Annotated in this window: 21 protein-coding genes; 13 read left to right on the top strand and 8 right to left on the bottom strand. The window is 64.3% G+C overall.

Translation table 11 applies throughout. The features are described from left to right. Positions 1-35: 35 nt before the first annotated feature. The gene (locus I6F09_RS15660; protein WP_036013912.1) at positions 36-626 is read right to left on the bottom strand and encodes a TetR/AcrR family transcriptional regulator; all 591 of its coding nucleotides are present in this window, start codon (positions 624-626) and stop codon (positions 36-38) included. A gap of 101 nt (positions 627-727) precedes the next feature. On the opposite strand from I6F09_RS15660, the gene I6F09_RS15655 reads away from it, so the two are divergent. After that, the gene (locus I6F09_RS15655) at positions 728-1093 is read left to right on the top strand and encodes a nuclear transport factor 2 family protein (RefSeq protein WP_036013913.1); all 366 of its coding nucleotides are present in this window, start codon (positions 728-730) and stop codon (positions 1091-1093) included. Between the two features lie 11 nt (positions 1094-1104). Here the strand turns inward: I6F09_RS15655 and I6F09_RS15650 are convergent, their stop codons facing one another. Continuing rightward, a complete protein-coding gene (locus tag I6F09_RS15650; protein ID WP_225188481.1) occupies positions 1105-2115 on the bottom strand; it encodes a hypothetical protein in 1011 nt (336 codons plus the stop codon). A gap of 149 nt (positions 2116-2264) precedes the next feature. On the opposite strand from I6F09_RS15650, the gene I6F09_RS15645 reads away from it, so the two are divergent. The 3 genes from I6F09_RS15645 (at position 2265) to I6F09_RS15635 (ending at position 5941) form a co-directional block, all read left to right on the top strand. Then, a complete protein-coding gene (locus tag I6F09_RS15645) occupies positions 2265-2879 on the top strand; it encodes a TetR/AcrR family transcriptional regulator (RefSeq protein WP_225188480.1) in 615 nt (204 codons plus the stop codon). Between the two features lie 68 nt (positions 2880-2947). Beyond that, entirely contained in the window at positions 2948-3808 is an 861-nt protein-coding gene (locus I6F09_RS15640) for an EamA family transporter (protein ID WP_225188479.1), read from the top strand. A gap of 171 nt (positions 3809-3979) precedes the next feature. Further along, positions 3980-5941 carry an EAL domain-containing protein gene (locus tag I6F09_RS15635; protein ID WP_225188478.1) on the top strand — a complete coding sequence of 654 codons (1962 nt, stop codon included), beginning with the start codon at positions 3980-3982 and terminating at the stop codon, positions 5939-5941. 165 nt (positions 5942-6106) lie between these two features. On the opposite strand, the gene I6F09_RS15630 is transcribed toward I6F09_RS15635, so the two are convergent. The 4 genes from I6F09_RS15630 to pgm form a co-directional block, all read right to left on the bottom strand. After that, a complete protein-coding gene (locus I6F09_RS15630; protein ID WP_225188477.1) occupies positions 6107-7087 on the bottom strand; it encodes a PDR/VanB family oxidoreductase in 981 nt (326 codons plus the stop codon). A gap of 11 nt (positions 7088-7098) precedes the next feature. Next, on the bottom strand, positions 7099-7851 hold the full coding sequence (locus I6F09_RS15625) for a GntR family transcriptional regulator (protein ID WP_036013918.1): 753 nt from the start codon (positions 7849-7851) through the stop codon (positions 7099-7101). A 3-nt stretch (positions 7852-7854) separates the two neighbouring features. Then, positions 7855-8904: an aromatic ring-hydroxylating dioxygenase subunit alpha gene (locus tag I6F09_RS15620; RefSeq protein ID WP_225188476.1), complete on the bottom strand. Its 1050-nt coding sequence runs from the start codon at positions 8902-8904 to the stop codon at positions 7855-7857. Between the two features lie 191 nt (positions 8905-9095). Further along, the gene (gene pgm / locus I6F09_RS15615; protein ID WP_225188475.1) at positions 9096-10742 is read right to left on the bottom strand and encodes a phosphoglucomutase (alpha-D-glucose-1,6-bisphosphate-dependent); all 1647 of its coding nucleotides are present in this window, start codon (positions 10740-10742) and stop codon (positions 9096-9098) included. Positions 10743-10906: 164 nt separating this feature from the next. Between pgm and I6F09_RS15610 the strand changes: the two genes are divergently transcribed. Together I6F09_RS15610 and I6F09_RS15605 are read left to right on the top strand one after the other, a co-directional pair. After that, positions 10907-12043: an alpha/beta hydrolase gene (locus tag I6F09_RS15610; protein WP_225188474.1), complete on the top strand. Its 1137-nt coding sequence runs from the start codon at positions 10907-10909 to the stop codon at positions 12041-12043. Between the two features lie 52 nt (positions 12044-12095). Then, positions 12096-12866 carry a transglycosylase SLT domain-containing protein gene (locus I6F09_RS15605; protein ID WP_225188473.1) on the top strand — a complete coding sequence of 257 codons (771 nt, stop codon included), beginning with the start codon at positions 12096-12098 and terminating at the stop codon, positions 12864-12866. A gap of 68 nt (positions 12867-12934) precedes the next feature. Here the strand turns inward: I6F09_RS15605 and I6F09_RS15600 are convergent, their stop codons facing one another. Then, positions 12935-13738 (bottom strand): response regulator transcription factor, encoded by an 804-nt coding sequence (locus I6F09_RS15600; RefSeq protein WP_225188472.1) that lies wholly within the window; start codon positions 13736-13738, stop codon positions 12935-12937. A 246-nt stretch (positions 13739-13984) separates the two neighbouring features. On the opposite strand from I6F09_RS15600, the gene I6F09_RS15595 reads away from it, so the two are divergent. Next, positions 13985-14833 carry an MBL fold metallo-hydrolase gene (locus I6F09_RS15595; RefSeq protein ID WP_225188471.1) on the top strand — a complete coding sequence of 283 codons (849 nt, stop codon included), beginning with the start codon at positions 13985-13987 and terminating at the stop codon, positions 14831-14833. A 62-nt stretch (positions 14834-14895) separates the two neighbouring features. Here the strand turns inward: I6F09_RS15595 and I6F09_RS15590 are convergent, their stop codons facing one another. Beyond that, positions 14896-15783 (bottom strand): aldose 1-epimerase family protein, encoded by an 888-nt coding sequence (locus tag I6F09_RS15590; RefSeq protein WP_225188470.1) that lies wholly within the window; start codon positions 15781-15783, stop codon positions 14896-14898. A gap of 181 nt (positions 15784-15964) precedes the next feature. Between I6F09_RS15590 and I6F09_RS15585 the strand changes: the two genes are divergently transcribed. The 6 genes from I6F09_RS15585 (at position 15965) to I6F09_RS15560 (ending at position 26936) form a co-directional block, all read left to right on the top strand. Further along, a complete protein-coding gene (locus I6F09_RS15585) occupies positions 15965-17068 on the top strand; it encodes a glycosyltransferase family 1 protein (RefSeq protein WP_225188496.1) in 1104 nt (367 codons plus the stop codon). A gap of 253 nt (positions 17069-17321) precedes the next feature. Further along, positions 17322-18461 carry a glycosyltransferase gene (locus tag I6F09_RS15580; protein ID WP_225188469.1) on the top strand — a complete coding sequence of 380 codons (1140 nt, stop codon included), beginning with the start codon at positions 17322-17324 and terminating at the stop codon, positions 18459-18461. After that, positions 18461-19801: a hypothetical protein gene (locus I6F09_RS15575; RefSeq protein WP_225188468.1), complete on the top strand. Its 1341-nt coding sequence runs from the start codon at positions 18461-18463 to the stop codon at positions 19799-19801. Before I6F09_RS15580 ends, I6F09_RS15575 begins: the two co-directional genes overlap by 1 nt. A 30-nt stretch (positions 19802-19831) precedes the next feature. Beyond that, a complete protein-coding gene (locus I6F09_RS15570) occupies positions 19832-21100 on the top strand; it encodes a glycosyltransferase family 4 protein (protein WP_225188467.1) in 1269 nt (422 codons plus the stop codon). Beyond that, positions 21097-22488 carry a hypothetical protein gene (locus I6F09_RS15565; RefSeq protein ID WP_225188466.1) on the top strand — a complete coding sequence of 464 codons (1392 nt, stop codon included), beginning with the start codon at positions 21097-21099 and terminating at the stop codon, positions 22486-22488. The genes I6F09_RS15570 and I6F09_RS15565 overlap by 4 nt, the downstream gene beginning before the upstream one ends. Positions 22489-23027: 539 nt before the next feature. After that, positions 23028-26936, top strand: coding sequence for an RHS repeat protein (locus I6F09_RS15560; RefSeq protein WP_225188465.1), 3909 nt, complete (start codon positions 23028-23030; stop codon positions 26934-26936). Positions 26937-26992 lie beyond the last annotated feature (56 nt).

Raw genomic sequence — 26992 nt, 5'->3', positions numbered from 1 at the left:
AAAGCTGCCTGCCGGAGTGATATCACTGGGCACAATCAAGCCTTGACGCGCAGCGCCTCGACCAGCGACTTGAACGCACGGGCATATTCCGCGCCCGCCCTTGCGATGTCAGCGCGACCAGCGCAGGCGACTGCGGCTTCCGTCACCGCGCCGAGCAGGAGGCGCGCCAGCGGCTCGACCGGCTGACGCGCGATCAGGCCGACCTCCATCGCGGCGGAGAGCGCGCGCGGCATCTTGCCGCCAAAGTGCTGCGCGTCGATCTCGCGCCAGCGCTCCCAGCCGAGCACGGCGGGGCCGTCACGCAGAATGATCTGGCCGGTCGGCCCCTTCGCGGTCGCGGCAAAGTAATGCTGGGTGCCGGCGACCATGGCGGCGAGCACGTCCTTCTCGGCGCGTGCCGTGCGGTCGATCTCGGCAACGAGGTCGCGCGACACCTGGTCGAACACAGCCTCAAACACCGCCTCCTTGGTCTTGAAGTGATGATAGACCGCGCCTTTGGCCACCGAAGCGCCTTCGGCAATGTCGTCCATAGTGGTCGCGGCAAAGCCTTGCGTCCCGAACAGGCGCCGCGCCGCCGTCAGGATCGCCTCCGATGTCGCCGCCCGCCGCTCCGCCTGTTTGGCCATAAGCTCTCGTCTAGTCGAATTCGCGAGAGCCGGCCAGTTGACTTTTCGACTATCGGTCGGTAATTACCGACTATTAGTCGGTTTTAAATTGTGAGGTCACCATGCCGAGCCGTGAGATCGTGGAAGCCTTTGCGAAGCGGCTGGAGGATGGCGACTTCGTCGGCGCGATCCTCGACTACTACACCGCTGATACCGCGACCTATGAGAATCTCGCCGCGCCGGTGGTCGGGCGCGACAAGCTCGCGGATAAGGAGCGCGGCGTGCTGGCGGCGTTCAAGGAGGTCACTGCCGTGCGCCTCGGCCCGAGCCTGATCGATGGCGACGTCGTCGCCAGCCGCTGGAAGTTCTCCTTCACCGACGCCGAGGGCGCGACGCGGACGCTGGAGGAGATCGCATGGCAGACCTGGCGAGGCAATGAGATCATCGAGGAGCGCTTCTTCTACGATCCGAAGCAACTCGGACGCTGAGCGGGATTCCCCTATCGGTACAGCATGACCACGGCCAGACCGACGAGAGGCGCAAGAAACTGAACGGCCTGCCACCGAGAGCCATCGATCGACCACCGTCCGTAGAAGACGGTGCCGCCGCGTTGGGGCGGCGATGCCGGTTGATCCCGAAATGTCTTCCACCGCGCCTCGGCAGGCCCGAGAAAATCTTCCGCTTTGACCGCCATGTCGGCGCTGCTCAGCACCACCTGGATCGCCTCGCCTTTCGGCTGGAACATGGCCTCGGCCCCGGGTGGCGAGAAGAAGCTGCGCTTCGGGGCGATATGCTGCTCATAGAAGTTTTGACCGACCGTGACGGCCGCAGCGTATGGACTGACATACGGCACCCCCGAGATGCCGGGAACGACCAGATGGCCCACCCCGCGCACCTCCTGCCAGGGAATGAAGAGACCCTTGAGCCATGGCCTGTGAAAGTGGATGCCCGCGGAAGACATGGAGACGACCGCCCGATCCGCGTAGAAGTGCCGGTAAGCTGAAAACGCGATCCATCCGAAACCCAGATAGAGCAACATCCAGCCGAAAACGTTCAGCGATGGGTTCACGAGATGAGTCCAATAGTGACTGCGCATCGTGCCGACATAGCTGGAGCCGCCGCTTGGCCCGCCGACGAATACGCTGATCACACCGATCAAGCCGGAGACGATGATCAGGACCAGGACGCCGATCAACAACTCAAGCAGCAAGGGCAGGCCGGACCGCCCGATCAGGCTCGTCAGGGCATAGCCTGCGAATGCCAGCCCCAGCAGAGCCACATAGACGACTGCCAAAACCGCTCCATTCTGGCCGCGGCTCTCTGCGTGAAGCGCGATCGCAAGGCCGGCGACGCAAGCCCACATGGCCCAGGGAAGGCGGTCCATCCGCCATTTGTCCATCGTGTATTCGACCGTTGCCGACACGTCGGCTGAAGGCTCGCTCATGGACAGGCCCCCGGAATTTCGAACGCATCCGGTGCCGACGCGGCGCACGGTGGCCTGCCGGTCCACGAAACGTATCACGCGATCGAGGGGGCGTCTCGATCCGCTGACGAGAAGAAAACATCAGCGCAGATTCCGGTGTTGAGGTCCGGATAGGAGGCTGATGATCCCCGGAGCTTGGCCTTGTCATTTGATGACTGATCGGTCTATATATCGGCATGAGGCAAAATACTGCAACGCCGATGCCCCGTGGCCGGCCGCGAAGTTTCGACGTGGACGCTGCCGTCGAACGCGCGATGGATGTGTTCTGGTCGCGCGGCTATCACGCCACGGCGCTGCCAGATCTCCTTCGCGCGACCAGGCTGTCGCGGGGCAGTCTCTACGCCGCTTTCGGCGACAAGCATTCGCTCTTCTTGCGCGCGCTCGATCGCTACATCGCGGATGCCTTGGCGCGGATGGATGTCGAATTCGATCCCCGGAACGATCCGGTCGACGGCCTGCGGACCTACCTGGCCGGCTACGTCGAGCGCACCAGCGGGAGCAACGGTCGGCGTGGATGCCTCCTGGTGGCCACGGCCATGGAATTGGCTGGCGGGGATGCCGACGTCGGTCGACGCGTTGCGGGCTTCTTCAAGGCGATGGAGGCCAAAGTGACCGATGCACTGTCCCGCGCGAAAGCGGCGGGCAGGTTGGCCGATGGTGTCGAGCCCGCAACGGCCGCTCGGGTTCTCGTCTGTTTCGTTGAAGGGCTGCGCGTGGTCGGCAAGACGGCACCGGCACGGACCACATCGCAAGCGGCCGTCGACGCTCTCATCGGTCGTTTCGTCAGGTAAGCAACCCCGTGACGCCTGATGGTGCGCCCATAGTTGGACTGATCGGTCTTTAAAAAAGGACATCCGCCATGTCTGCCATCCAGATCGTCTGCGCGATCGCCGTTCCCCTGATCTGGGGTTATCAGTTCGTGGCCATCAAAGTGGGCGTTGCGGAGTTTCCACCGCTCTTCTTCCTCGCACTGCGCTTTCTGGCCATTGCGCTGCTGCTTGTTCCGTTCGTGGACAGGCCCACGCGTCAACAGCTCGGCCCTGTCGCAGCTATTTCGCTCTTCCTTGGTGGACTGAATTTCGGGCTGTTCTACGTTGGCCTTGGGCTCGGCTCGGGAAGCATGTCGGCCGTCGCATACCAACTCGCCACGCCCTTCACCGTCCTGCTCGCATGGCTGCTGCTCGCGGAGAGACCGTCACTCGCCACCTGCGCCGGAGTGATGCTTGCTTTCGTCGGCGTGACGGTGTTGGCAGCGGAGCCTGACCAGTCCGCCAACCCGCTTCCGCTGCTGCTTGTAGTCGGAGCGGCTTTCGCCTTCGCGGTGTCGAACGTCTTGACGAAGCGTTATGGCCCCTTCGATCCCTTGATGTTGATGGGGTGGTCCTCGCTGCTCACGGTACCGCAGGTCATGTTGATGTCGCTGCTCCTTGAACATGGACAAGCGGCGAGCCTTGTGACGGCGGGCGAACTTGGCTGGCTGGCGCTCGCCTACACGATCTTCGCCGGGGGAATTGTCGGGTTTGGCCTCTGGTTCTGGCTGATCGCCCGTTGCTCGATGGTGCGCGTCGCGCCCTTCGGTCTGCTACTTCCGGTGTTTGCCTTGCTTTCGAGCGTACTGTTTCTCGGCGACCGGCTTACGCCCAAGCTGATCGTCGGCGGACTGCTCGCGATCTCCGGGGTCGCCATCGCCCAGCTGAGACCGCGCCCCCGCCCCGTTTGATGTCCGGCCTGTCGGGCATTTGTATCGATTTGTTATCGATACTGCGTGAAGAGCACGCAGTAGTGGTCGCGGCCGGCGCGGCAAGCGGGGATAATTCATAGTTCGTCAAAGGTTTACGGCGAATTCTCCGGATCGAGCCGAAAAGAACGGCCCGTGCTACTAGGCTATTGAATGCGGACTCAAACGACCAGCTATGTCGCACGGCTGTTCGCCGGCGATCTGTCGGCCTTTGGCGGTCCCGCAACGGACGAGGCCGTGGCCGGGCATATCCGCGCCGAGCAGATGTCGCTGGTGCTCGGCTATTCGGTCGGCATCATGCTGGCCAATGCCTGCAACGCCATCGTGCTCGCCATCGCGCTGTGGCAGTCGCCGGACAGGATGCCCGCCCTGATCTGGGCGGCGGCTGTCGCCGCCGCCGCGATCGGATTTGGCCTGCAATCCCACGTCGCGCGCCGCATCACCAAGCCGCAATTCGTCTCGCGTCGCGCGATGTACCGGCTGGTGCGCAACGCCTTCATCCTCGGCGCCGCCTGGGGCATCGTCCCGGTCGCCTTCTTCGCCGACGCTTCCAGCGGCGGCCAGCTCGTCATTACCTGCCTGTGCGCGGGCATGCTGGCCGGCGGCGCGCTCGCCTTCGCCACCATTCCGATCGCGGCGATCGCCTTCACGGCGCCGATCTTCCTCGGCATCGCCATCTGCCTCGGCCAGAACGGCGATCTCGCCTTTCTCCTCATCGCCTTTCTCGTCGTGGTCTACGGCAGCGTCCTTTTGCGCGGCGTGTTCGTCAATTCGTTCTCGTTCGCCCGGCGGGTGATGCGGCAGATCGAGGCCGAGCGCACGGTGCGGCTCGATCCCCTGACCCACCTGCCCAACCGCGTCGCCTTCAACGAAACGCTCGATGCCGCGCTCAAGCGGCTGGCGCTATCCGGCGAGGAATTCGCGGTGCTCCTGCTCGATCTCGACCGCTTCAAGGAGGTCAACGACCAGTTCGGCCATCCCGCCGGCGACGAATTCCTGGTCCAGGTCGCCAGCCGCCTGCAACGCTGCACGCGCGCCGCCGAGCACGTCGCGCGGATCGGCGGCGACGAGTTCGCGCTGCTGATGGCCAATCTGACGCGGCCTGAAGATGCGCTCGAGATCGCCGAACGCTTCGTTGCGGCCTTCAGCGAGCCGTTTCAGATCGAAGGCCGGCAGATCGTCGGCGCGATCAGCGTCGGCATCGTGCTGGCGCCACGCGACGGCAACACGCCGCTCGACCTCATGAAGAATGCCGATGCCGCGCTCTACCGCGCCAAGAAGGCGGGGCCGGGCACGGTCTGCTTCTTCGAACAGGCCGACGACAAATCGTCCCGCGAGCGCAAGGCGCTGCAAGCGGACCTCGCAGGCGCGATTGCGCGCAACGAGCTGTTCCTGGTGTTCCAGCCATTCCTCGATCTCGGCACCAACCGGATCACCGGCTTCGAGGCGCTATTGCGCTGGCAGCACCCTTCGCGCGGGCTGGTTCCGCCGAGTGAATTCATACCAGTCGCCGAAGAGACCGGGCTGATCCACGAGATCGGCGAATGGGTCATCCGCCGCGCCTGCGCGACGCTGGCGGACTGGCCCGAAGACATCAGGGTTGCCGTGAATTTCTCGGCCGCGCAATTTCACAACACGGCCATCCTCCAGACCATCGTGCAGGCGCTCGCCGAGGCCAGGATCGCCCCGCAACGGCTCGAGATCGAGATCACGGAATCGATGCTGCTGGCGAAGTACGGTTCGGCCGCGACGGTCCTGAACGCACTGCTGGAGCTCGGCGTCACCCTCGCGCTCGACGATTTTGGCACCGGCTTCTCCTCGCTGACCTACCTGCGCAAACTGCCGTTCAGCCGCATTAAGATCGACCAGTCCTTCATCCGCGACATGCTGGTGCAGCCGGACTGCGCGGCCATCGTGAAATCGGTGATCTCGCTTGCGCGCGATTTGCGGATCGGCGTCGTGGCGGAGGGGGTCGAGTCCGCCGACCAGCTCGAATATCTCAGGCAGATCAGTTGCGACGAGGTGCAGGGCTATCTGATCAGCCGGCCGGTGGCCGCGGACGGGGTGATGGCGCTGCTGGAGACGAAGAAGTACCGGGCGATTTACGCGGCGTAAGCACCAGTTTGGGATGCTCACGCTTCGACAGCGTCATGGCCGGGCATCGCCGTCCGAAGGACGGCGTCGCTTCCGCTCGCCTATGTCCCGGCCATCCACGCCTAACCTCACGCGGAAGAACGTGGATGCCCGGGACAAGCCCGTGCATGACGACCTTTCCCAGTGTCAAACCGCATCCGCCCTTAGCAGCGTATCCACGGTGATCGTGCCGCGCGCGCGGGAGACGCAGGCGCAGATCTTCTGGTTGCTCTGTTTCTGATGGTCGCTGAAGAAGACGTCGCGATGGTCGATCTCGCCGTCGACATCGACCACGTCGATGGCACAGAGGCCGCATTCGCCGCGCTTGCAATCGGATATCACCTCAAAGCCGCTGGCATTGAGCACGTCGAGCATCGAGCGCTCGCGCGGGATCTCGAGCTCGACACCGGAGTCTTTGAGGCGCACCCTGAACGTTTCGGTGGGCAGCGTGCCGCTGGAGCCGAACGTCTCGTAGCGGAGATCGGGGAGCGGATGGCCGGCGCCGATCCAGGCATGGCGTGCGGCGTCGAGCATGCGCATCGGGCCGCAGAACAGCGCTAGCGTGCCTTGCGGCAATGAGGCGAACAGGGCGTCCATATCGAGCCGGCTGCCTTCGTCGCTGGCATGAACGACGAGGCGATCGCCAAGCATCGCGGCGAGATCGTCGAGATAGGCGGCCTCGCGGCGCGAGCGTACGGCATAATGCAGCGTGAGATCCGCCCCGCGCCGCGCCAGCGCCTGCGCGGCGCCGAGGATCGGGGTGATGCCGATGCCGCCGGCAATCAGGCAATAATTCTCGCGAGTCCAGTCCACCGCGAGCAGCGAGGCGGGCTGGGTGATGTCGAGCCGCGCGCCCGGCTGCAAGGACCACATGTAGCGGGAGCCGCCACGGGAATCCTCCGCGCGGCGCACAGCAATTCGGAGGCCGTGCGACGAGGCCTCGCCGACCAGCGAATAGGACCGCGTCTCCGGCAGGCCGTCGATGGTGACGCTGACATTGATGTGGCTGCCGACCGGATAGGCCGCGGCCTCGAACTGATCCGGCTTGATCAGGAATTCGCGGACGTTCGGGGTGAGATCGCGGGTGGCGATGAGCGTTGCGGGAGTCCAGGTCTCGATGAAGCGCATGGTGACTGCCCTCAATCGGTTGCGGTCTTGATCAGCGCGAGCGCCGGCAAGAGGTCGAGATGGGTGCGGTTGCGCAGCGCGAGCCGCAGGTTTCGCACCGCGAGCCGGGCATGCTCGCGCATGACGGCCTCGGCGCGCGCGCCTTCGCGGTTCTCGATGGCGTCGATCACGACGCGATGGTGCTCCTGGGCGATGATCAGGATCTGCTGTGCCTCCGGCAACGCCGATTGCGCCATCACGAAGCCGCTCGGCGAGGCAAACGGCAGCGCCGAGGCGCGGTCGATCTGCCGGATCAGCGGGGGGCTGCGCGACAGCTCCGTGAGCTGGGCGTGGAAGCGCGCATTCAGCGCGACGTAGGACGAGAAAGCATCGACCGAGATCGGGACCTGCCGCAGCAGCTCGTCGATCGCAGCAAGGCACTCCTTCAGCGGCTCGAGCTCGCGCGCAGAGACGCCGCGCTCGGCGGCAAAGCGCGCCGCCAGGCCTTCCAGTGTGCCGCGCAGCTCGATGGAATCGGAGATGTCGCGCTCGGAAAACGCCTTCACCATGAAGCCGCCGGAGGGGATCGCCTCCAAGAGTCCCTCCTCCTCCAGCCGCACCAGCGCCATGCGCACCGGCGTGCGCGAGGCGCCTGTGGTCTCCACCGCCTGCAGCTCGGAGATGCGCTCGCCGGGGCGCAAGGCGCCCGACAGGATCTGGTCGCGCAGCGCGAGCTGCGCCTTCACGGTCTGCGAGATGGAGCGGTCGACCTCACGCTCGGCCATGTTCTACTCCGCGGCCTGAAGGTGCTTTGGGGCGTTTTCCTTCGCCACCATCCGATCGATCAGCTTGCGCGACCACATCGCGCCGGCGTCGATGTTAAGGTTGTAGAAGATGCGGTCGGGGTTTTCGTCCATCGCGCGCTGCTGCGCTTCGAGGATCAGCTCGTCCTCGCGGAAGATGCCGGAGACGCCCTCGCGGATCTCGGTGGTGAGGCGCTGCTCACCGAGACGATAGTTGCGGACGAAGGACCAGAAGTAATGGCAGGTCTTCTCGGTCTCCGGCGTGATGGTGTTGAGCACGAAGCCGTTGACGCCCTGCGAGCGGTCGCCTTCCGGCGCACCGGTGCCCGTCGGCGCGACGCCGACGTCGATCGCGATGGTGCACGGCGCCTCGAAGCGGATGATCTGCCAGCGGTCGACGAGGCCGGGCTTGCCGAGCTGCTTGGCCCAGAACGGCGGCGGCTCGATGCCGCGCATCCAGCGCGTCACCGTCACCGTCTTCTCGCCATGGGTGACGTCGAACGGCGCCTCGGCGACGGCATCGTTGCCGATGGAGGAGCCGTGCACGAAGGTCTCGTGGGTGAGATCCATGAGATTGTCGAGCACGAGGCGGTAGTCGCAATTGACGTGGATGGTCTTGCCGTCGCCGGCCCAGGCCGGGTCGTGATTCCAGTGCATGTCAGGGACGAGCGCGGGATCGGCGAGCGCGGGATCGCCCATCCAGAGCCAGACGTAGCGGTGACGCTCGACCACGGGATAGGCGCGCACGCAGGCCGAGGGGTTGATGGTCTCCTGCGAGGGCATGAAGGTGCAGCGGCCCTGCGCGTTGTATTTCAGGCCATGATAGCCGCAGACGACGATGTCGCCTTCGAGCCGGCCCTTGGACAGCGGCACCAGGCGATGCCAGCAGGCGTCCTCCAGCGCGGTCACCGCGCCGTCGGCCTTGCGATACATCACGACATGCTTGCCGCAGATGGTCCGCGGCAGCAGCGCAGCCTTGACGTCGGCGTCCCACGCCGCGGCGTACCAGGCATTCATGGGGAAGGGTTTTGTCATGTCTCACTCGGCTTATGAATACGTTCTGTATACAATAGCTTGGGTGATGGAATTGTTCAACATGGAATGGCTCTACCTTAATACCTTTATCCTCGTGATTGTATACATAACGGGGGAATGACCGCGTCCGGCTCCGGCTCCGCTTACCCTCCCCTGGGGAGGGTAAGACAGCGGCGACCTCTCGGAACAACTTACGCCGCGAACACCTTGGCTAGGCCCGCCTGGGCTTCCTCCTGGATCCGTTTCAGGTGCTCGGGGCTGCGGAAGCTTTCGGCGTAGATCTTGTAGACGTCCTCGGTGCCGGACGGCCGCGCGGCGAACCAGCCGAAATCGGTTTCGACCTTGATGCCGCCGAAGGGCTGGCCGTTGCCGGGCGCCTTGCTCAGCGTCGCACGAACCGGATCGCCAGCGAGGTCCTTGAGGCCGAGCTGCTCTGGCGTGAGGGACTTCAGGATGTTCTTCTGCGGCCCGGTGGCGGCAACGTCGATGCGCGCGTAATGCGGCATGCCGAATTCGGCGGTGAGATCATTGAAGATCTGGCTGGGATCGCGGCCGGTCTTGGCCATGATCTCGGCAGCGAGCAGGCCGAGGATGACGCCGTCCTTGTCGGTGGTCCACACCGCGCCGTCGCGGCGCAGGAACGAGGCCCCTGCACTCTCCTCGCCGCCGAAGCCGAAGCCGCCGGTGACGAGGCCGTCGACGAACCATTTGAAGCCGACCGGCGTCTCCACCAGCTTGCGGCCGAGCTTCTTGGCGACGCGGTCGATGATCGAGCTCGACACCACGGTCTTGCCGATCGCCGCATCCTTGCCCCAGTCCGGACGGTGCGCGAACAGGTAGGAGATCGCGGTCGCCAGGTAATGGTTCGGGTTCATCAACCCGCCGGTGCGCGTGACGATGCCGTGACGGTCGGCGTCGGTGTCGTTGGCAAAGGCGACGTCGAAGCGGTCGCGCATGCCGATCAGGCTCGCCATCGCGTAAGGCGAGGAGCAGTCCATGCGGATCTTGCCGTCCCAGTCCACCGTCATGAAACGGAAGGTCGGGTCGATCGCCTCGTTCACGACATTCGCGTTGAGGCCATAGCGCTCGATGATCGGATGCCAGTAATGCACGGCGGCGCCGCCGAGCGGATCGATGCCGATTTTGACCCCGGCGGATCTGACGAGGTCGAGATCGACGACATTGCCGAGATCGGCGACGTAAGGCGTGACGAAGTCGTAGGCGTGGACATTCGCGGCCTTGCGCGCCTTGGCATAGTCGATGCGCTTCACGTCCTCGAGCTCGCCGGCGAGATAGGCGTTGGCGCACTTCTCGACGGCAGCGGTCACGTCCGTATCGGCCGGGCCGCCATGAGGCGGATTGTATTTGTAGCCGCCGTCCTCGGGGGGATTGTGTGACGGCGTGATGACGACGCCGTCAGCAAGACCAGAGGTGCGGCCCTTGTTATAGGTGAGGATCGCATGCGAGATGACGGGCGTCGGCGTGTAGCCGCCATCCTTGTCGATCATGACCTCGACGCCGTTGGCTGCGAACACCTCGATGGTGCTGACCAACGCCGGCTCGGCCAGCGCATGGGTATCGATGCCGATGAAGAGCGGGCCGGTCAGGCCCTTCTCCTTGCGGTAATCACAAATCGCCTGCGTGGTCGCGAGGATGTGGCCTTCGTTGAAGGTGTTCTTGAACGAGGTGCCGCGATGGCCCGACGTGCCGAATGCCACACGCTGTGCCGGATCGGACGCATCCGGCTTGCCGGCGAAATAGGCCGTCACCAGCCGCGGAATATTGGTGAGCGCGTCCGACGAGGCCTGCTTGCCCGCCGCGGGATGAACATCAGCCACTGGAATACCCTCGTCCTGTCGTGAGTGCGGGACACCATAGCATCGGCTAAGCCCCCGCCAAGGGCACAACACGCGCGAGGGGGAAGGCGTTCCTTGGAGGCGCTGCAGTCCCCATGAGCGGCCTTCGTGCTATGCTCGGCAGCACCGCCCTTTCGAATCGTCTCATGATCCCATCGCGCAAGCTGCTCGTGCTGATCGCCGGCCTCGTCCTGGCCGGTGCACCGGCGCGCGCCGCGGAGTTCTACACCGAGGACCTGCGCATCCCGATGGCGGAGGCCGGACCGCAGGGGCTGGAGGCCTTCCTGGTGCGGCCCGTGGGGACCAAGCGCTATCCCCTGGCGCTGCTCAGCCACGGCTCGCCGCGCAAGTTCGAGGACCGCGCGACCATGTCGGCACACAAATACTATGGCATCGCGCTGGAATACGCCCGGCGCGGCTTTGCGGCGCTGGTGGTGATGCGGCGCGGCTACGGCACCTCGCCGGGCGGGCGCGTCGACAGCGTCGGCGGTTGCGCAAAGGCCGCGTACCTGCCGGCGGCCGCCGTCGCGGTTGCCGATCTGCGCGCCGCGATCGATGCGATGGCGCACCGGGGCGACGTGACGACATCGGGCATGATCGCGGCCGGCCATTCCGCAGGCGGCCTTGCAACGATGGCGCTGAGCGCACAGGCGCCGGCGGGCCTCGTCGCCGCAATCAATTTTGCCGGCGGCCGCGGCTCGCGCAACGACGACGATGTCTGCAATCCGGATGGGCTGGTGCAGGCCTTCGCCACCTTCGGCAAGACCTCGCACGTGCCCATGCTATGGGTCTATGCCAGCAACGATTCCTATTTCGGTCCCGACCTCGCGCGCCGGCTCCATGACGGATTTCGCGCGGGCGGCGGCAATGCGAGGTTCGTCGCGGCGCCGGCTTACGGCGAAGACGGGCATTATCTCTATTCGGTCGCGGGCCGGCCGCAATGGACGCCGTATCTCGACGCCTTCCTGCGCGAGCGCGGGCTCGGCCATGACCTCCTGAGCCTGCCCGATCCGCTGCCGCCGCCACGCCAGCTCAACGAGGCCGCGCGGGCCGAGTTCGCGCGCTATCTCGCCAGCCTGCTGCCGCACAAGGCCTTTGCGGTGTCGCCGAGCGGCGGCTACGGCTGGCGCGCCGGACGGGCGACGACCGAGGAGGCCCGGCGCGACTCGCTGGCAGCCTGCATGAAATGGTCGCCCAGCTGCATGCTCTATGCGGTCGATGACCAGCTGGAGGAGCCGTCGCAGGCCAGATCCACCGACCAGAGCGCCCGCGCGCGACCGTGACGCACAAACGCCTGAGGCCGGTTTGTTAACTCCGGCGCTCTATGACAGGCCCATGCTGCGGGATCGGGCACGCTCCATTCTCGGCGCGACGTGGAAGCACGTCGCGGTCGTCCTGCTCGTGTCGGCTCCGATCGGCGCACATGCGGCCGACGGCAGCAGCGAGCTCGGCGCCGGCGAAACGCCGTCGTCGCGGGCCACGATCCGGAAGATCATCGAGAGGGAAACCAAGAGCACCAATCTGCCGGCCGATGTCGCCGAGGCGGTCGTCTTCGTCGAAAGCGGCTACAACCCGGCGGCCATCGGCAGCGCGGGCGAAATCGGCCTGATGCAGGTGCGCCCCGAGACCGCGGCGATGCTGGGCTTCCGCGGCAGCAGCGCGGAGCTGGCCGAACCCGACGTCAACATCCATTACGGGGTGCTCTATCTCAGCCAAGCCTGGCGGCTTTCGGGCGGGGACCTCTGCCGCGCCCTGATGAAATACCGGGCGGGTCATGGCGAAGTGGAGATGAGCGCGCGGTCGCAGGTCTATTGCAACCGGGCCCGCAACCGGCTTGTCGCGATGAGCGCGATGCCGGGAGAGCGCGAAGCTGCGGCTGCTCCGGATCCGGCGTCCACGGTTGCAGCTGCCGTTGCGGTTGCGGCTGCGGCGCCCGTGAAACCGGCGAGCCGCCCGAAGATGCCGGTGCAGCCGAAGGCGGTCTATGCCCGCTATCGTCAAGGCACCGCGGCCGCCAGCCGCGCCTATTGGGCGGCCCATGAGGCCAGGGTCAGCCGGATCAAGGCGCGCATCGAAGCACGTTGGAAGCGCGTCGCATCGCGCTGACGGCGATGTTGCTATTGTCTGAGCATGATCTTGCCGGAAAACCGCTGCACGCTTTTCCGGATCTTGCGCTACAGCCGCTCGCTGAGCGCGAGCTTGTAGCCGACGCCGGTGACGGTCGCGATCACGGGCGTGCCGCTGCCGACGAGCTTGCGGCGCAGCCGCGCCACCAGCGCATCGACGGTGCGGATGTCGACTTCGGCCTGGCGGTTGCTGACCACCTCGATCAGATAGTCGCGGCTGAGCGGCCTGCCGTCGGCGCCGACGAGCGCCGCCAGCAGGTCGAATTCGGCGCGCGTCAGCGCCACCGGCTTGCCGTCGTTGCCGAGCAATTCGCGCCGGGTCAGGTCGATGATCCAGTCGCCGAACGCGATCGAATTGTGGTTGCGCGCCGCCTTGCGGTCGATCGAGCGACGCCGCAGCACGCTGCGCGCACGCGCGAGCAGATCGCGCAGGTTGATCGGTTTGGTGACGTAATGGTCGCCGGCGACCTCGAGGCCGAGGATGCGGTCGACGTCGGTGTCGCGCCGCGTCACGAAGATGATGCCCGCGTTGCTGGTGGCCTGGATCTCCTTGGCGAGCTCGAAGCCGTCCCCGTCAGGCAGTTGCACGTCGAGGAAGACGAGATCGGTGCGCGCGCGAAGCGCCTGACGGCACTCCGTGCAGGTGCCGGCGCCGACCACGTCGAAATTGTTGTCGCTGAAATAGTCGACCAGCATGGTCCGCGTCACCGGATCGTCCTCGACGACGATCAGCCGCTCGCGGCCGGGCGGACGAGCGGAAGCTACCGCCGTCCTGGCGGTCCCATGTGCCTGCGTCCCGACCTGCAGATTCAAGTCGCCGCGCAACGCGCCGTCATGCGAACGGACATTCACAGCCTGTTCGAGCCCCGAAATTGCCTGCCGCGATACTAGGCGCCTTGTGATGCGCAAACAATATTGGTCATGCTCTTGGCACATTAAGTATGAATTGGCCCACAATTCTCATTCCGCGCACCGTCGCGCCGGCAGTCTCCCGATTTTCGGAAAAGCAGATTGTACTTCGAGCGGCGCTCTGCGGCTTGCTCCCCCGTGAGCTTCGCATCTACTGTGCCTCCAAAAGCCTGCACTCGGAGGTGGCGCATGGAGGTCATACTGCTCGGCACCGGCGGCCCGCGCCCGGACCCGCGCCGCATGGCAACGACCACGCTGATCAGGCTTGGCGAGGAGAACATCCTGTTCGACGCCGGCCGTGGCGTCATGGTGCAGCTTCACAAGGCCGGCGTGCCGCTCGGCGCCATCAACACGGTCTTCCTCACCCATCACCATTTCGACCACATCGGCGATCTCTACGATGTGATGTTGAATTCGTGGATGCACGGGCGCAAGGACGAGTTGCGCATCTATGGGCCGCCGGACACTGAGCGGCTCGTCAACACGCTCATCACGCAGGTCTACGACAAGGACATCATCTGGCGGGACCAGGGCGAGCCGAGCTTCGGCGGCTGGAAGCCGGTCGCCGCAACGGACATCATTCCAGGCCCCGTGCTCGACACCGGTCGCTGGAAGATCAGTGCCGAACTGGTCTCGCATGGCGATGGCCTCGACATGCCGCCGGCCTTTCTGGCGCGCTGGATCTGTCTCGGCTATCGCTTCGAAGCGGAAGGCAAGGTCATTGCTATTTCCGGCGACACCGTCCCCTGCCCCGGGCTCGAGCGGCTGGCCGAGGGAGCCGACCTGCTGGTGCAGTGCTGCTTCCTCGCCACGCCGGAGATCAACAACGAGCATTTGCGCCGGCTCGCGAAATACACGATCGCCTGCGGCGACACGGTCGGGAAGATCGCGGCCAGAGCCGGCGTCAAGAAGCTCGCGCTGACCCATCACCGTCCGCGTACCGACGATGCCATGCTGAACGCATTGCTTGATGACGTCAGGCGGGACTATGCAGGACCGGTCGTGCTCGGCGAGGATCTCACGCGCATCGAGGTCTGAGGATGATCGAACATCGAAGCACGCGCGCCGCAACAAATCATGCGTGCGGAAGCCGTCCGGCGTCAGGACGATCCGACCTCGATCCGGTAGGATAGCTCTTCCTCAGCGCCCGGCGCGATGTGCATCAGCCCCGGCTTGTCGGTAAACTCGCCTTGAAAGCCGGCGGGACTTGCGTAGCCGCGCCAGGGCTCGATGCAGAGGAACGGCGCGCCTGACGGTTTCGACCAGACGCCGAGCTCGCGAAATCCGCGCCAGGACACTTTCAGCCATGGCCCGGTCGATGCACCGCCCGCCGCGGCATAGCGGACCGAAGTGCTCTCGATGCGGTCGAAGATGATGGCGTCGTCGACGAACAGGGAGTCCGACAAGGGAAGCGAGGTGCCTTTGACCGGGCTCGGCTCCGCTGCCGGCCGCAGCAATCCACCTTCGAGACGGCGGACCGGAGACGGTTCGGCGCTCGCGAAAGTCAGCGCATGGCTCTCCTTCGCCGCGCCGGGCTGCAGCGGCCAATTGAAGGCGGGATGACCGCCGAGCGAGGCCGGCAACGTCTCCTTGCCGGTGTTGGCGATCGTGAGCGTCAGATCGAGGCCGGACTCATCGATCGCATAGGCCGCCGTGAGCCGGAACGGGAACGGATAGAGCGCGCGCGTCGTCTCATTATCATCGAGCACCAGGGTGCAGCGGCTCTCGCCGCGTTCTGCCCACACGAAGCGGCTGTCGCGGGCGAAGCCGTGCTGCGTCATCCGATACGTCCTGCCCTGATGCCGCAATTCGTCGTTGGCAAGGCGCCCGACGATCGGAAACAGCAGCGGCGCGTGACGCGGCCATTCCGGCCCGGCCTGCCAAAGGAATTCGGTGCCGCCGCCCTTCAGCGAGCAGAGCTCGGCGCCGTGCGCCTTGACGGTCGCGGTGAGCGAGCCGCAGCGGAAGGAGTGGGTGTCATCGGTCATGGCCGACCTCTACACCCCGGCCTGGCACGCAGCAAGGCGACGCCGGGCCATGCAGGCGGCGCCTCCGAGCCATGCCCGGCTGCGTCATATTTCTGTACCTAACGATTGCTCACGTGCGGCTCCTCCACCGCGAGCTCCCCGCGAACCCGGCCGGAACTCCATGAACCATCGTGGTCCCCAATTGAAATTCTTCATCAACGGCCGCTTTCTGTCGCAAAAGCTCACGGGCGTGCAGCGTTATGCCGCTGAAATGGTCAAGGCGATCGACGTGCTGCTCGCGTCGGAGCAGATTCCGGCCTCGCTGCGCAACGCAGACTGGCAATTGTTGAAGCCCGCGGATGCAAGCGAGGAACTTGATCTCGACCGGATCAAGATTCGCGCCAGCGGCCGCTTGCATGGGCACGCGTGGGATCAAATCGATCTCGCCCGCGCTGCCGCCGGAGGCCGCTTGATCAGCCTGGCCAATTCCGGACCGGTCTTCCATCGCGACCACATCGTCGTGATTCACGACGCCCAGGTCTTTCGCAGGCCCGACTTCTTCAACTGGCGCTATCTGACCGTCCATCGCACGATGGGGCGGATGCTCGCCCGGCACGCAAGCATCGCAACGGTGTCGGGATTTTCCCGCAAGGAGCTTGCGGACGTGCTGAATCTCTCGGCATCGCGCATTCCCGTCTTCCCCAACAGCGCCGAGCACTTTGCAGCCACGAAGCCCGATCCCGGCATCCTGGCCCGACTTGGCGTTCAGCCGCAGAAGTTCTTCCTCTTCGTGGGCTCGAAAACCAAGAACAAGAATCTGCCCGTCGCGATCCGCGCCATCCAGCTGCTCGACCGGGCTGACGTTCCCCTGGTCATCGTCGGCGGCGACAACAGCAAGGTCTTTCAGGATAATTCGGGCGAAGGGGCTTCCGGCCTGGTGCTGGCCGGCCGTCTGACCGACAGCGAGATTGCCGCGCTCTATGCGCATGCATCGGCCTTCGTGTTTCCCTCGCTCTACGAGGGGTTCGGCGTGCCGCCGCTCGAAGCCATGATCTTCGGCTGCCCGGTCATCGCCTCGAGGGCCGACGCCGTCGTGGAGACGTGCGGCGACGCGGCTGCGTATTTTGACGCCACGGATGCCGAGGCGTTGAAGCAGCTCATGCTCGAAAGATTGGCAATCGGCGCGATCTCGGACCAGGAACGCCGACGGCAACAGGATCGCCTTGCACTCTATTCGTGGAAGAAATCGGCGAAGACGTTGCTCGATCACCTCGCAGTGCCGGCGAACGTCGCCAGCGCCGCGTGAAACACCACGCAGTTCGCCTATCGCGCGCATTGGTTTTTGCACAAACGATTTGCAACTCGCGGCTCTTTGCCTGGTTCCATGAAATTTCTTCTTCGTTCTTGCGATGATCGCAAGCACGAGCGCCTTGGCGCAACATCACCACATCGCTGCCCCAATATCGCTACGTATTCGAGGAACTGTATTTCGCACTAGCGAACACAGAACAGGGATACAGATGTCCGGCTCTCCAACGCGGCCCTACGCAAGGCAAACGATGAAAGTGCTGCACATCGCCGAAACGATCCGTGGCGGGATCGCGAGCTATCTGAACGAGTTGCATCCTCAACAACAGGCCAGCTTCGGTGCCGAGAACGTGCATTATGTCGTGCCGTCGGATCATCGGGGCGACCTCGGCGCGATCGATGACAACCAGATTACGACATTCGAGCGATCCGGCCGCAGCGTCGCCGGCCTATTCCAGATGTTGCGTGCAAGCATGCAAGCGCTGGATGCCTTCAGACCGGACGTGGTGCACCTGCATTCGTCCCTTGCGGGGCTCGTGCTCCGGCCCGCGCTGGCGGCCCGCTCGGGCGGACCGCGCGTCGTCTATTGTCCGCACGGCTGGGCATTTTCGCGCGAGACCGGCCGCTTCAGTCATAAGCTGACGAAGGCGGTGGAGAACCTGCTTGCGCGCACGTCAGACCGAATCATCTGCATCTCCGGCGACGAGTATAGCGAGGCGGTGCGTGCGGGAATTCCCGCCGACCGCCTCACCGTGGTCCACAACGGCATCTCGAAGAGCCGCACGCCGCAGCCGGTCTCGGCGGACTGGACCTCCAAGAAGGTCAAGGTGCTGTTCATCGGACGCCTGGATCGGCAGAAGGGCTTCGATCTGCTGATCGAAGCGGCGCGCGCGCTCGAGGACGTCCTCGACATCCGCATGATCGGCGCCTCCGTCGTGAACAAGTATGAAGGCCCGACGGTGCCGTCCAACGTGTCCCTGCTGGGCTGGCTGGACCGGCCGACCATCGAGACCCAGCTCGAGGCGGCCGACCTCGTCGTTATTCCGTCACGATGGGAAGCCTTCGGCCTCGTTGCCCTGGAAGCGATGCGGGCGGCCAAGCCCATCCTGGCATTCCGCAGCGGCGCTTTGCCCGAGATCGTCGTCGACGGCGTCACCGGCGTGCTTTGCGAGCCCGTCGCGGTGCAGCCGCTCGTGGATGGTTTCCGGCGCGCGCTCGATCTCGACCTCAAGGTGCTGGGACAGCGCGGCTACGACCGCTTCAAGCAGCTCTATGACGTCGAGAAGACGCATGCGCAATTGCAGCAGGTCTATGTCGAGCTGCTTCGGGACGACCAGACGCCCCTCGAAGCGAAGGCGGGGCTGCAGTCGGATCTCTCGAAGAATTTCTGATGGCACCACCGCTTCGACGCACCTTGGGTCGCGGCAGTTGCCGCCTCGCGAGCCTCATCGCATCCATTCTTCTTCCGGTCTCGGTCTGCGCGCAGCAGGCGCAACCGCTCGATGCCCGATTTCTGCTCGGGGTCGGCACGCATCAGGGGCTGGGCGGCCCGGTGAGCGCGCGCGGATACGTGCCTTCGGAAAACGTCGCCCAGATCAAGCAACTTGGTCTCAATTCCTTTCGCGATGATTTTCCCTGGTCCGAGTTCGAGGTTGGGGGACGCCGGATGGGCTTCACACCCCGACTTGGCAGGCTCGAAGCGCAGGTCAAGTCCGGCGTCGCCCGCCCTCTCCTGATCCTCGCCTTCGGCCATCATCTCGTTCCGAATTCCTCGCCACCGACGACTGACGAGGCGCGGCAGCGGTTCGCCGATTATGCGGCGGCGGCCGCGCAATCCGTGGTGGCGCAGCATCCGCTGTTCGAGCTCTGGAACGAATGGAACCTGGCCGCGAAGAAAGATCCTGCGTTCTCGCCGGAAAACTATCGGGCGCTTGCCGAGGTCACGCGGCCGGTAGTCAAGCGGGTGGCGCCGAATGCACCCTTCCTGGTCGGCGCCCTCGGCGACGATCTGGGCTGGACATGGACCGAGAAGATGCTGCGGACCGGCATTCTTCAATATGCGGACGGCGCATCGATCCATCTCTACAATTTCTGTATGGGGCCGAGCAAGCGCACCTCGGCCGAAATCATCGACAGGCTGACGGCGTTTCACCGCCTGGTCGGCCAGGCGAGCGGAAACCCCGATTTTCCGATCTATGTCACCGAGACGGGGTGGACCACGGCTGCCAGCAATAAATGCGGCGTCAGCGAACAAGCCCAGTCCGACAATAGTGCGCAGCTCATCTTGTGGGCATCGACCGCGGCGCGCTGGCTCAAAGGAATGTGGTTCTACGAACTCAAGGACAGTGGAAAGGACGCATCGGACCTGGAGCACAATTTCGGGCTCTACCGTTTCGACAATTCGCCGAAGCCCGTCGCCTGCGCGGTTCAGGGCGCCTGGGCTTTCATCCGCTCCAGCCTGAGCGCCGAGAAACGCGAGCTCGCCGGTGGCGTCGTGTCGATCAATGCAACGACGACGTCCGGCGCCAGAGTTGCGGTGTGGTCCGAGACTCCCGAGCGGCGTTACGAGGTCCGGATCAAGGGCGATCAGGACGGCGCAACCTTTGCGATGCCGTGCGACTCGGCCGCAAGACCTGCGTCCGGTGCCTGGATTCCGGTTTCGACCACGCCGGTTCTCATTGCAGCGAGCAACGGTGCCATGCCCGCTTTGGAGATAAGGCCGGCGCGGTAAGCGCGATTTTGCAAGACATGAGGTTAAGTGATGAAAGTTCTTTTGACGTCCACGCTTTATCCGACGCCTCAGGCCCCGAAGATCGTCGGTGGTGCGGAGGTCTTCGCGCGGCGCTTCGCCGAAGGCCTGGTGCAGCGCGGAGATGAGGTCGAGGTGATCCGCAGCGCATCCGCGCCCGAGCAGATTCGTGAAAGCTGCAACGGCATCAACGTCTATTCTGCGCCGGTGCGCAACTTCCATCTGCCCTTCTCGCTGCCGAAGAACATCGTAAAGCGCAGCATCTGGCATGCGGTCGACGACTGGCAGATGCAGGCGCCGCTGATCGCGGAACGCATCCGGGCCTTCAAGCCGGACGTGCTGCACTCCAACAATTTGTCAGGTCTCACCACCGCGATCTGGCGCGTTGCCGCCCAGCTCGGCGTGCCGGTGCTGCATACGCTTCACGACTATTATCTGACCTGCCCGCGCTGCTCGCGCTTCGACAAGGGGCACTCCTGCGAGCACACCTGCACGAGCTGCGGGATCCTGACCTTTCATCGCAAGCGGGCGACGCATTGGCTGAGCGCCGTGGTCGGCGTGAGCGAGCGCGTGCTGTCGATCCATACCGACATGGGCATGTTCGCGGAGACGCCGATCCGCACCGTGATCCGCAACGCCTCGACCGAGCCGCCGCGCGAGCCCTACCCTCGCCCGGTCTGCACCACGGAAGTGACGTTCGGGTTCATCGGCCGGCTCACTGAGGAGAAGGGCATCGACAATTTGATGCATGCCCTTGCCATGCTGCCTCGGGATCGCATCCGGATGCTGATCGCCGGTCGCGTCAGCGACGAGGAACAACGGCGCCTCAGGGCGCTCGCGCCGGATGCGCGTATCGAGTTCATGGGATTCGTGGTGCCGGACGATTTCTACAAGCAGGTCGACGTGGTGATTGCCCCCTCGATCTGGCACGACCCCGGTCCGCTCGTCGTCGCCGACGCCAAGGCGGCCGGCAGGCCGCTGCTCGGAACGCGCTTTGGCGGCATGCCCGAGGTCATCGAGCACGGCGTGACGGGCTGGCTGACCGAAGCCGATCCGCAATCCCTGGCCGACAGCATGCTCGCAGTCGCCTCCGATCCGCACAAGATCGACGAGATCAGCCGGCGCCTGATCGCGGATACCAACAAATGGGTATTTGCCGACGTGCTGTCATCCTACAAGAATCTGTACGAGCAACTGCGCGAGCAACGGATGTCGCGCGTGCGCGCAGCAACGACTGAAGCGCCGCGGGCCGTCGGCAAGGAGCGCCTCATTCCGAGATGACACGCCTCTTCGCGATGGCGGGCTACCTCTATCAGAGCGCCGCGGCGATCATCCTGATCTTCGCGATCAGTCATCTGTTGCCCGCCTCCGACTACACCAATTTCTCGCTGGCACTGGCCTCGAGCCAGTTGCTCTGCGTCCTGATGTTCGAGTGGCTGCAGCTCGCCGGATTGCGCTTCCTGGCAGCAGCCGGGGAGAACGAGGCGGCGCGGCTGAGGTGGTCGCTCTTTGCCGCGGGCCTGTCGAGCGCAGGCGCGCTCGTCGTGGTCGGCGGCTGCGCATCTCTGGCCAGCGTACTCCCGGCCGGGATCATCGCGCTGGGCCTCGGCATATCCGTGCTTCAGGGCCTGACCGACCTCTATTTGCTGTCGGTCCGCCTGTCCGACCGGCTGGGTGTCGCCTCCTCTCTCCTGGCGTTTCGCGCTACCGCCCTTCTGACCGGAGCCGCCGCGGGTGCGGCGATTTGGGGAACGGCGGAAGCGGCGCTGCTCGGCGTCAGTGCGGGCCACGCCCTGGGCCTGCTCGCGGGGCTGGTGGCCTATCGCACCCCCCTGGAGCGCGTTCCGCTGCGGACGATGCTGGCCGACTGGAAGGATTTCTCCCGCTACGGCATGCTGGCGGCGGGTGCGTCCGTCATCCATCTCTCGGTGCCGGTGCTGCTCCGCTTCATCATCATCGGCCGGCTGGGCGCGACGGGCGCCGGCGCCGGATTCTCGATTGCGCTCGACCTGCTGCAACGCCCGTTCTGGGTCCTCAATGCAGCGATCCACACCGTGAGCTATCCCGATGTCGTGAAGGATTTCGAGCACGGAACCGTCATGAAGTCGGTGCAATCGACGCGGCGAATGTTCGAGTTCATGGTCTGCACGACCCTCGTGCTGCTCGGCGGTCTCGTCGGCTTCATTCCGGATGCAGCCCGTATCCTGGTGCCGCGGGAGAGCCTTGATGGCTTCCTGACGACGGCACCTGTTGTGGCCGTCTTCTATTTCCTGCACACGCATCTCCAGGCGACCGTCGCGGTCGTTCCGCACCTGGAGAAGCTCGCAACGAGGCTCGTGATCGTTGCGGCCGGCCAGCTCGCGATCGTCGCTGCCGTCGCGCTGGCCGCGGCATGGGCCGGCCTGTCGCCGCACCAGGCGGTCGGCTGCGCTTGCCTCGCCACGCTGGCAGCGATTCTGTTTGCGCTCGGTCCGACCCTGCGGTTCGAGGCATTCCCGCGCTGGTCACTGGTCGCGCAGGCGCTGGTGGCCGCCGTCCTGATCGGATCACTCGGCGCGATGCCGACCGAGCCCGCGACATGGCTTGCCGGCAAGATCGTGATCGCCGCGCTCGCAACGGCGATCGTCGGATGGCGCGGTGACTTTCTGATGCTGGCCCGTCGCGGCTAGCCCAATTCGCCGCATCCGGCACGGATCGGAACACAGCGGGCGAGCAACTGAGCCGTTGGGCCACGGCTCAAATTCAGGTCCTGGACGGAACCATTGCGCCTCCCCGATCAAACCAAGCGGTCATATCCGGGAAAATACGGATACAACCAGTGCGATAAAATCTTTCAGATTGATCGCCCATGAAAATGGCATCTGCCGACTCCCTGTGCCATCCGATGACGCAGACGAAAGAGTCGCACCCCACCGCCGCGTTCGTATGACACGCTCTCAAGCCGAAGCGTTGGATCGAACTCGCACGGCTTGCGCATATATTTAGCAGCGTGAATCGTGGAAATCTTGAAAGCGCCATTCTCACGCCATCCTGCACGGGCATCGCATCAGCATTCTGCTGCAACACGAGTCGAGCTGTTCCTGCACAAGGAACCGCATTTCACTCGCGATTTGTAGCTTCGATTTTTATCTGAAATTCACACTCGACAGAGAAGCTTCGACGCAAATCCCTGCGAGCAATTTCGTTCGCGCTGAAACCCGAGTTTGCAATGCCTGATCAAACCATCCTGTCCGCCAGCGGCTTCATCAACTCCATCGGCGTCAACACGCACGCCGGTTTCGGATGGACCGGCTACAACAACCTCGCGCTGATGGCCGACAGCCTCGAATATATCGGCGTCACCCATCTCCGCGACGCGATGGGCACGAACCCCGCTGCGCAGCCGGTCGTCGAGGGCCTGGCCGCCGCCGGCTACAAGTTCGACTTTCTGGTATCGTCTGCGCTGCCCCAGTCCGGTACGGTCGGGTTGCAGAACTACATCGCCTCGCTCCAAAAATTCGCGACGAGCTATTCGGGTAGCATCACCGCCATCGAGGGGCTCAACGAGGCCAATCACCAGCCCTTCAGCTACAATGGCAGCTCCAGCCTTTCGGCCGCGGCCCAGTTCCAGAGTGCGCTCTATCAGGCCGTCAATGCCAACGCGACGCTCGCCAGCATCCCCGTCTACAATCTGTCACTGGCCTACAACGATCCGCAAGGCTACAGCCAGCTCGGCAACATGTCGGGCTCGGTCGACTATGCCAACGCCCACGCTTATGTCAGCACCGGCCTCAATCCGAGCAGCTCCATTGCGGCGACGCTGAGCGCCGTCATGGCCGCGGCTCCGGGAAAGCCTGTCGTCATCACGGAAACCGGCTACACCACGCAAAACAACACCCAGTATCTCGGCGCCAACGAGACGGTGCAGGCCAAATCGATCCTGAACACGCTTGTCGTCGCCTACAAGGCCGGCGTGAGTGCAACTTACCTCTACGAGCTGTTCGACCGCGACTCGTCTGCAGCCAACACCAATCCGGAAGCCAATTTCGGATTGTTCAATTCCGACGGCACGCCCAAGCTCGCCGCGACGGCGATTCACAACCTGACGACCATTCTGGCCGACGACGGCAAGGGCGGCCTGCAGCCGACTGACCCATTGAACTACACGTTGAGCAACATGCCGGCCACCGGCAACAGCATGGTGCTCGGCAAGAGCAATGGCGCCTACGAACTCGTCGTCTGGGCCGAGCCGAAGCTCTGGAACGATGCCACCGATACCGAGCTGTCCAATGCGGCCCAGACGGTGACGGTGAACCTCGGCGCCGTCCATCATACCGTGAAGGTGTACGACACGCTGACCGGCACCACAGCGATCGCCAGCTACACCGACGTCAGCACCATCACCATTCCGGTCAGCGATCACCCTGTGATCATCGAGATCGACGCGCCCCCGACCACGCCGCCCGCCCCGGACACAAGGACCAGCGTCACCGGAACGGCTGCGGAGATCGTGCCGCAACTGTCCGATCTGAGCGACTCGACGGCGCTGCAGACAATCACCCTGACCGACTCCCACGTCCTGCAGGTCGCGTCGAAGGCGACCATGGACTACATGATCGCCCATTACGGCAACGCGCTCTCGAAGATCCAGGGCGGATATTCGTTCTCGGTGACGAACTCGGCGGCGACCTGGACCAGCACGAGGACTTACGATTCGAGCGGCAAGCTGCTCTCGAAATCCGACACCGGCCTCAATTCAAGCGGGCAGCCGACCTCGACCACCATCGTCCACAGCGACGGCTCCAAGGACGTGATCAGCTACACCGGCGGCGTGCAGACGAAATTCGTTCATGTCGGAACCGACGCAACCCGGACAACCGACACCTACAACACGGCCGGCACCCTGCTGAGCGAAGTCGTCCAGAAGCCCGACGGCTATTACTCCACCACGCTCTACACCAACGGCGTGAAGACAGCCGCCTACGTCAAGAACGCGGACCGCTCGCAGGACAACTATACCTACAACATCACGGGCAAGAGCTTCACCACCCAGGTGCAGCATCTCGACGCTTCGGGGAAGGTCACTTCGGTGATCCGCAGCCATGCCGACGGCTCGCTGGACTCGACCCAGGTCTACAATAGTGACGGCAGCAGCGTGATCACGTTGTACAGCGCCACGGGAGTGAAACTGATCGAGACGGCCTACCATGCCGATCGCAGCAAGGATGTCTGGACGTACAACATCAAGGACCAGAACTATACGACCCAGCACGACGTCTACGATTCGACCGGATTCCTCACGACCCTGACGCGCCTGCATGCCGACGGCAGCCTGGCCTTCGAGCTGATGCAGACCGCCGACGGCACCAAGACGACCAACTGGTACAATGCCGCCGGCAGCCTCACCAGCGAGGTGGTCCAAAAGGCCGACGGCTTCGCCTCGACAACCCTCTACAGCAACGGCGTCAAGACGAAAGTTTACATCAAGAACGCCGACGGTAGTCTGGACAATTATGCCTATGGCATCACCGGCCAGAGCTACGCCACGCTGATCCAGCACATCGATCCGTCCGGCAAGGTCACGTCCGTCACCCGCAAGCACGCGGATGGCACGCTCGACTATACCCAGGTCGTCAACAACGACGGGAGCAGCGTCGTCACCATCTATGACGCGACGGGAGTACGGACGAAACAATCCGAGTACCACGCTGATGGCAGCAAGGACGTCTTCCTCTTCAACATCACCGGCCAGAACTACACGACCGAACACAACGTCTACGATGCAACCGGCTTCCTTACGACGCTGATCCGGAAGCACGCGGACGGCAGCATGGCGTTCAAGCTGGTGCAGAGCAAGGACGGGACCAAGACGACGGACTGGTACGATGCAAAGGGGGTCCTCACCAGCGAGGTGATCACGAAGGCCGACGGTTACAGCTCGACAACGGTCTATACCAACGGCCTGAAAACTGCGGCCTACATCACCAATGCCGACCTGAGCCAAGACAATTACACCTACAACATCACCGGGCAGAGCTATGCCACGCAGCACCAGCATCTCGATCCGACCGGCAAGACGACGGAGGTGACCCGCTGGCACGCCGACGGCACGCTCGACTATACCCAGGTCGTCGGCAGCGACGGTGGCAGCGTCGTGACCAATTACGACGCTTCAGGCCTCAAGAAGACACAAACCGACTATCACTCCGACGGCTCGAGGGATGTCTATCTCTTCAACGTCATCGGTCAGAACTACACGAAAGAGCACGATACCTACGATACCACCGGTTTCCTGACGCACATCGTGCGGACCCACGCCGACGACAGCCTGGCATTCACTCTTGTGCAGAGCGCCGACGGCACCAAGACCTCGGGCTGGTATGACGCCAAAGGAATTATCACCACCGAGGTGACGACCAAGAGCGACGGCTACAGTTCCACCACGGTCTACACCGGCGGTATCAAGACCGCTGCCTACATCAAGAACGCCGACGGCACGTCGGACAACTGGAACTACAACATCACAGGCCAGTCCTACACGACGCAGCACCAGCACCTCGATGCCTCGGGCAAGATCGTCGAGATCACAAGGACCCACGCCGACGGCACTCTGGACTATACCCAGGTCATCAACAATGACGGCAGCAAGCTGACCGACATCTATAACAGTGCCGGCATCAAGACCCAGGAGATCGCCAGCCACGCCGACGGCTCGAGGGACGTCTTCTTGTTCAACTTCAACGGACAGGCCGGCGTCACGCAGCACGAGAGCTACAACACCGCCAAGGCGCTCGAGTTCATCGATCAGACCAAGTCCGATGGCACCCATAACGTCACGGCCGTCGCCAGCGGCGTGACGATCCAGGGCGGGGCCGGCAATGACGTGTTCTCGGCGGCGCCGAACTCGACGACCATCGCGTACGACCACGGCCAGGACCAGATCCTCAACTTCCAGGCCGGCAGCGGGACGACGCACGACACGATCGCGATCTCGAAACTGCTGGCGGAGGACTACAGCCAGCTCCAGATCACGCAGTCCGGCACGAACGCGCTCATCACGTTCTCGGCGACCGACTCGATTCTGCTGAAGAACGTCTACGTCTCCAGCCTGACGAGCCACGACTTCGTGTTCGTTTGAGCCGGTGAGACCTGCCCAAACGGGCGCCAACGTCGCTGGGGGCCGGGACCATGTCC

The sequence above is a fragment of the Bradyrhizobium sp. IC3195 genome (genome assembly GCF_020193585.1).
Taxonomy (GTDB): Bacteria; Pseudomonadota; Alphaproteobacteria; order Rhizobiales; family Xanthobacteraceae; genus Bradyrhizobium; species Bradyrhizobium yuanmingense.
Note: the sequence above shows the minus strand (reverse complement) of the source record. Positions and strands in the feature narration are given on the sequence as shown.

Bases quoted from the DNA above. Each gene is read 5' to 3' on its own strand.
- I6F09_RS15575 (WP_225188468.1), top strand. From the start codon at position 18,461: ATGGCACCACCGCTTCGACGCACCTTGGGTCGCGGCAGTTGCCGCCTC.
- I6F09_RS15645 (WP_225188480.1), top strand. From the start codon at position 2,265: ATGAGGCAAAATACTGCAACGCCGATGCCCCGTGGCCGGCCGCGAAGT.
- I6F09_RS15655 (WP_036013913.1), top strand. From the start codon at position 728: ATGCCGAGCCGTGAGATCGTGGAAGCCTTTGCGAAGCGGCTGGAGGAT.
- I6F09_RS15560 (WP_225188465.1), top strand. From the start codon at position 23,028: ATGCCTGATCAAACCATCCTGTCCGCCAGCGGCTTCATCAACTCCATC.
- I6F09_RS15590 (WP_225188470.1), bottom strand. From the start codon at position 15,783: ATGACCGATGACACCCACTCCTTCCGCTGCGGCTCGCTCACCGCGACC.
- I6F09_RS15635 (WP_225188478.1), top strand. From the start codon at position 3,980: ATGCGGACTCAAACGACCAGCTATGTCGCACGGCTGTTCGCCGGCGAT.
- I6F09_RS15570 (WP_225188467.1), top strand. From the start codon at position 19,832: ATGAAAGTTCTTTTGACGTCCACGCTTTATCCGACGCCTCAGGCCCCG.
- I6F09_RS15605 (WP_225188473.1), top strand. From the start codon at position 12,096: ATGCTGCGGGATCGGGCACGCTCCATTCTCGGCGCGACGTGGAAGCAC.
- I6F09_RS15620 (WP_225188476.1), bottom strand. From the start codon at position 8,904: ATGACAAAACCCTTCCCCATGAATGCCTGGTACGCCGCGGCGTGGGAC.
- I6F09_RS15640 (WP_225188479.1), top strand. From the start codon at position 2,948: ATGTCTGCCATCCAGATCGTCTGCGCGATCGCCGTTCCCCTGATCTGG.
- I6F09_RS15580 (WP_225188469.1), top strand. From the start codon at position 17,322: ATGAAAGTGCTGCACATCGCCGAAACGATCCGTGGCGGGATCGCGAGC.
- I6F09_RS15625 (WP_036013918.1), bottom strand. From the start codon at position 7,851: ATGGCCGAGCGTGAGGTCGACCGCTCCATCTCGCAGACCGTGAAGGCG.
- I6F09_RS15565 (WP_225188466.1), top strand. From the start codon at position 21,097: ATGACACGCCTCTTCGCGATGGCGGGCTACCTCTATCAGAGCGCCGCG.
- I6F09_RS15630 (WP_225188477.1), bottom strand. From the start codon at position 7,087: ATGCGCTTCATCGAGACCTGGACTCCCGCAACGCTCATCGCCACCCGC.
- I6F09_RS15595 (WP_225188471.1), top strand. From the start codon at position 13,985: ATGGAGGTCATACTGCTCGGCACCGGCGGCCCGCGCCCGGACCCGCGC.
- I6F09_RS15660 (WP_036013912.1), bottom strand. From the start codon at position 626: ATGGCCAAACAGGCGGAGCGGCGGGCGGCGACATCGGAGGCGATCCTG.
- I6F09_RS15610 (WP_225188474.1), top strand. From the start codon at position 10,907: ATGATCCCATCGCGCAAGCTGCTCGTGCTGATCGCCGGCCTCGTCCTG.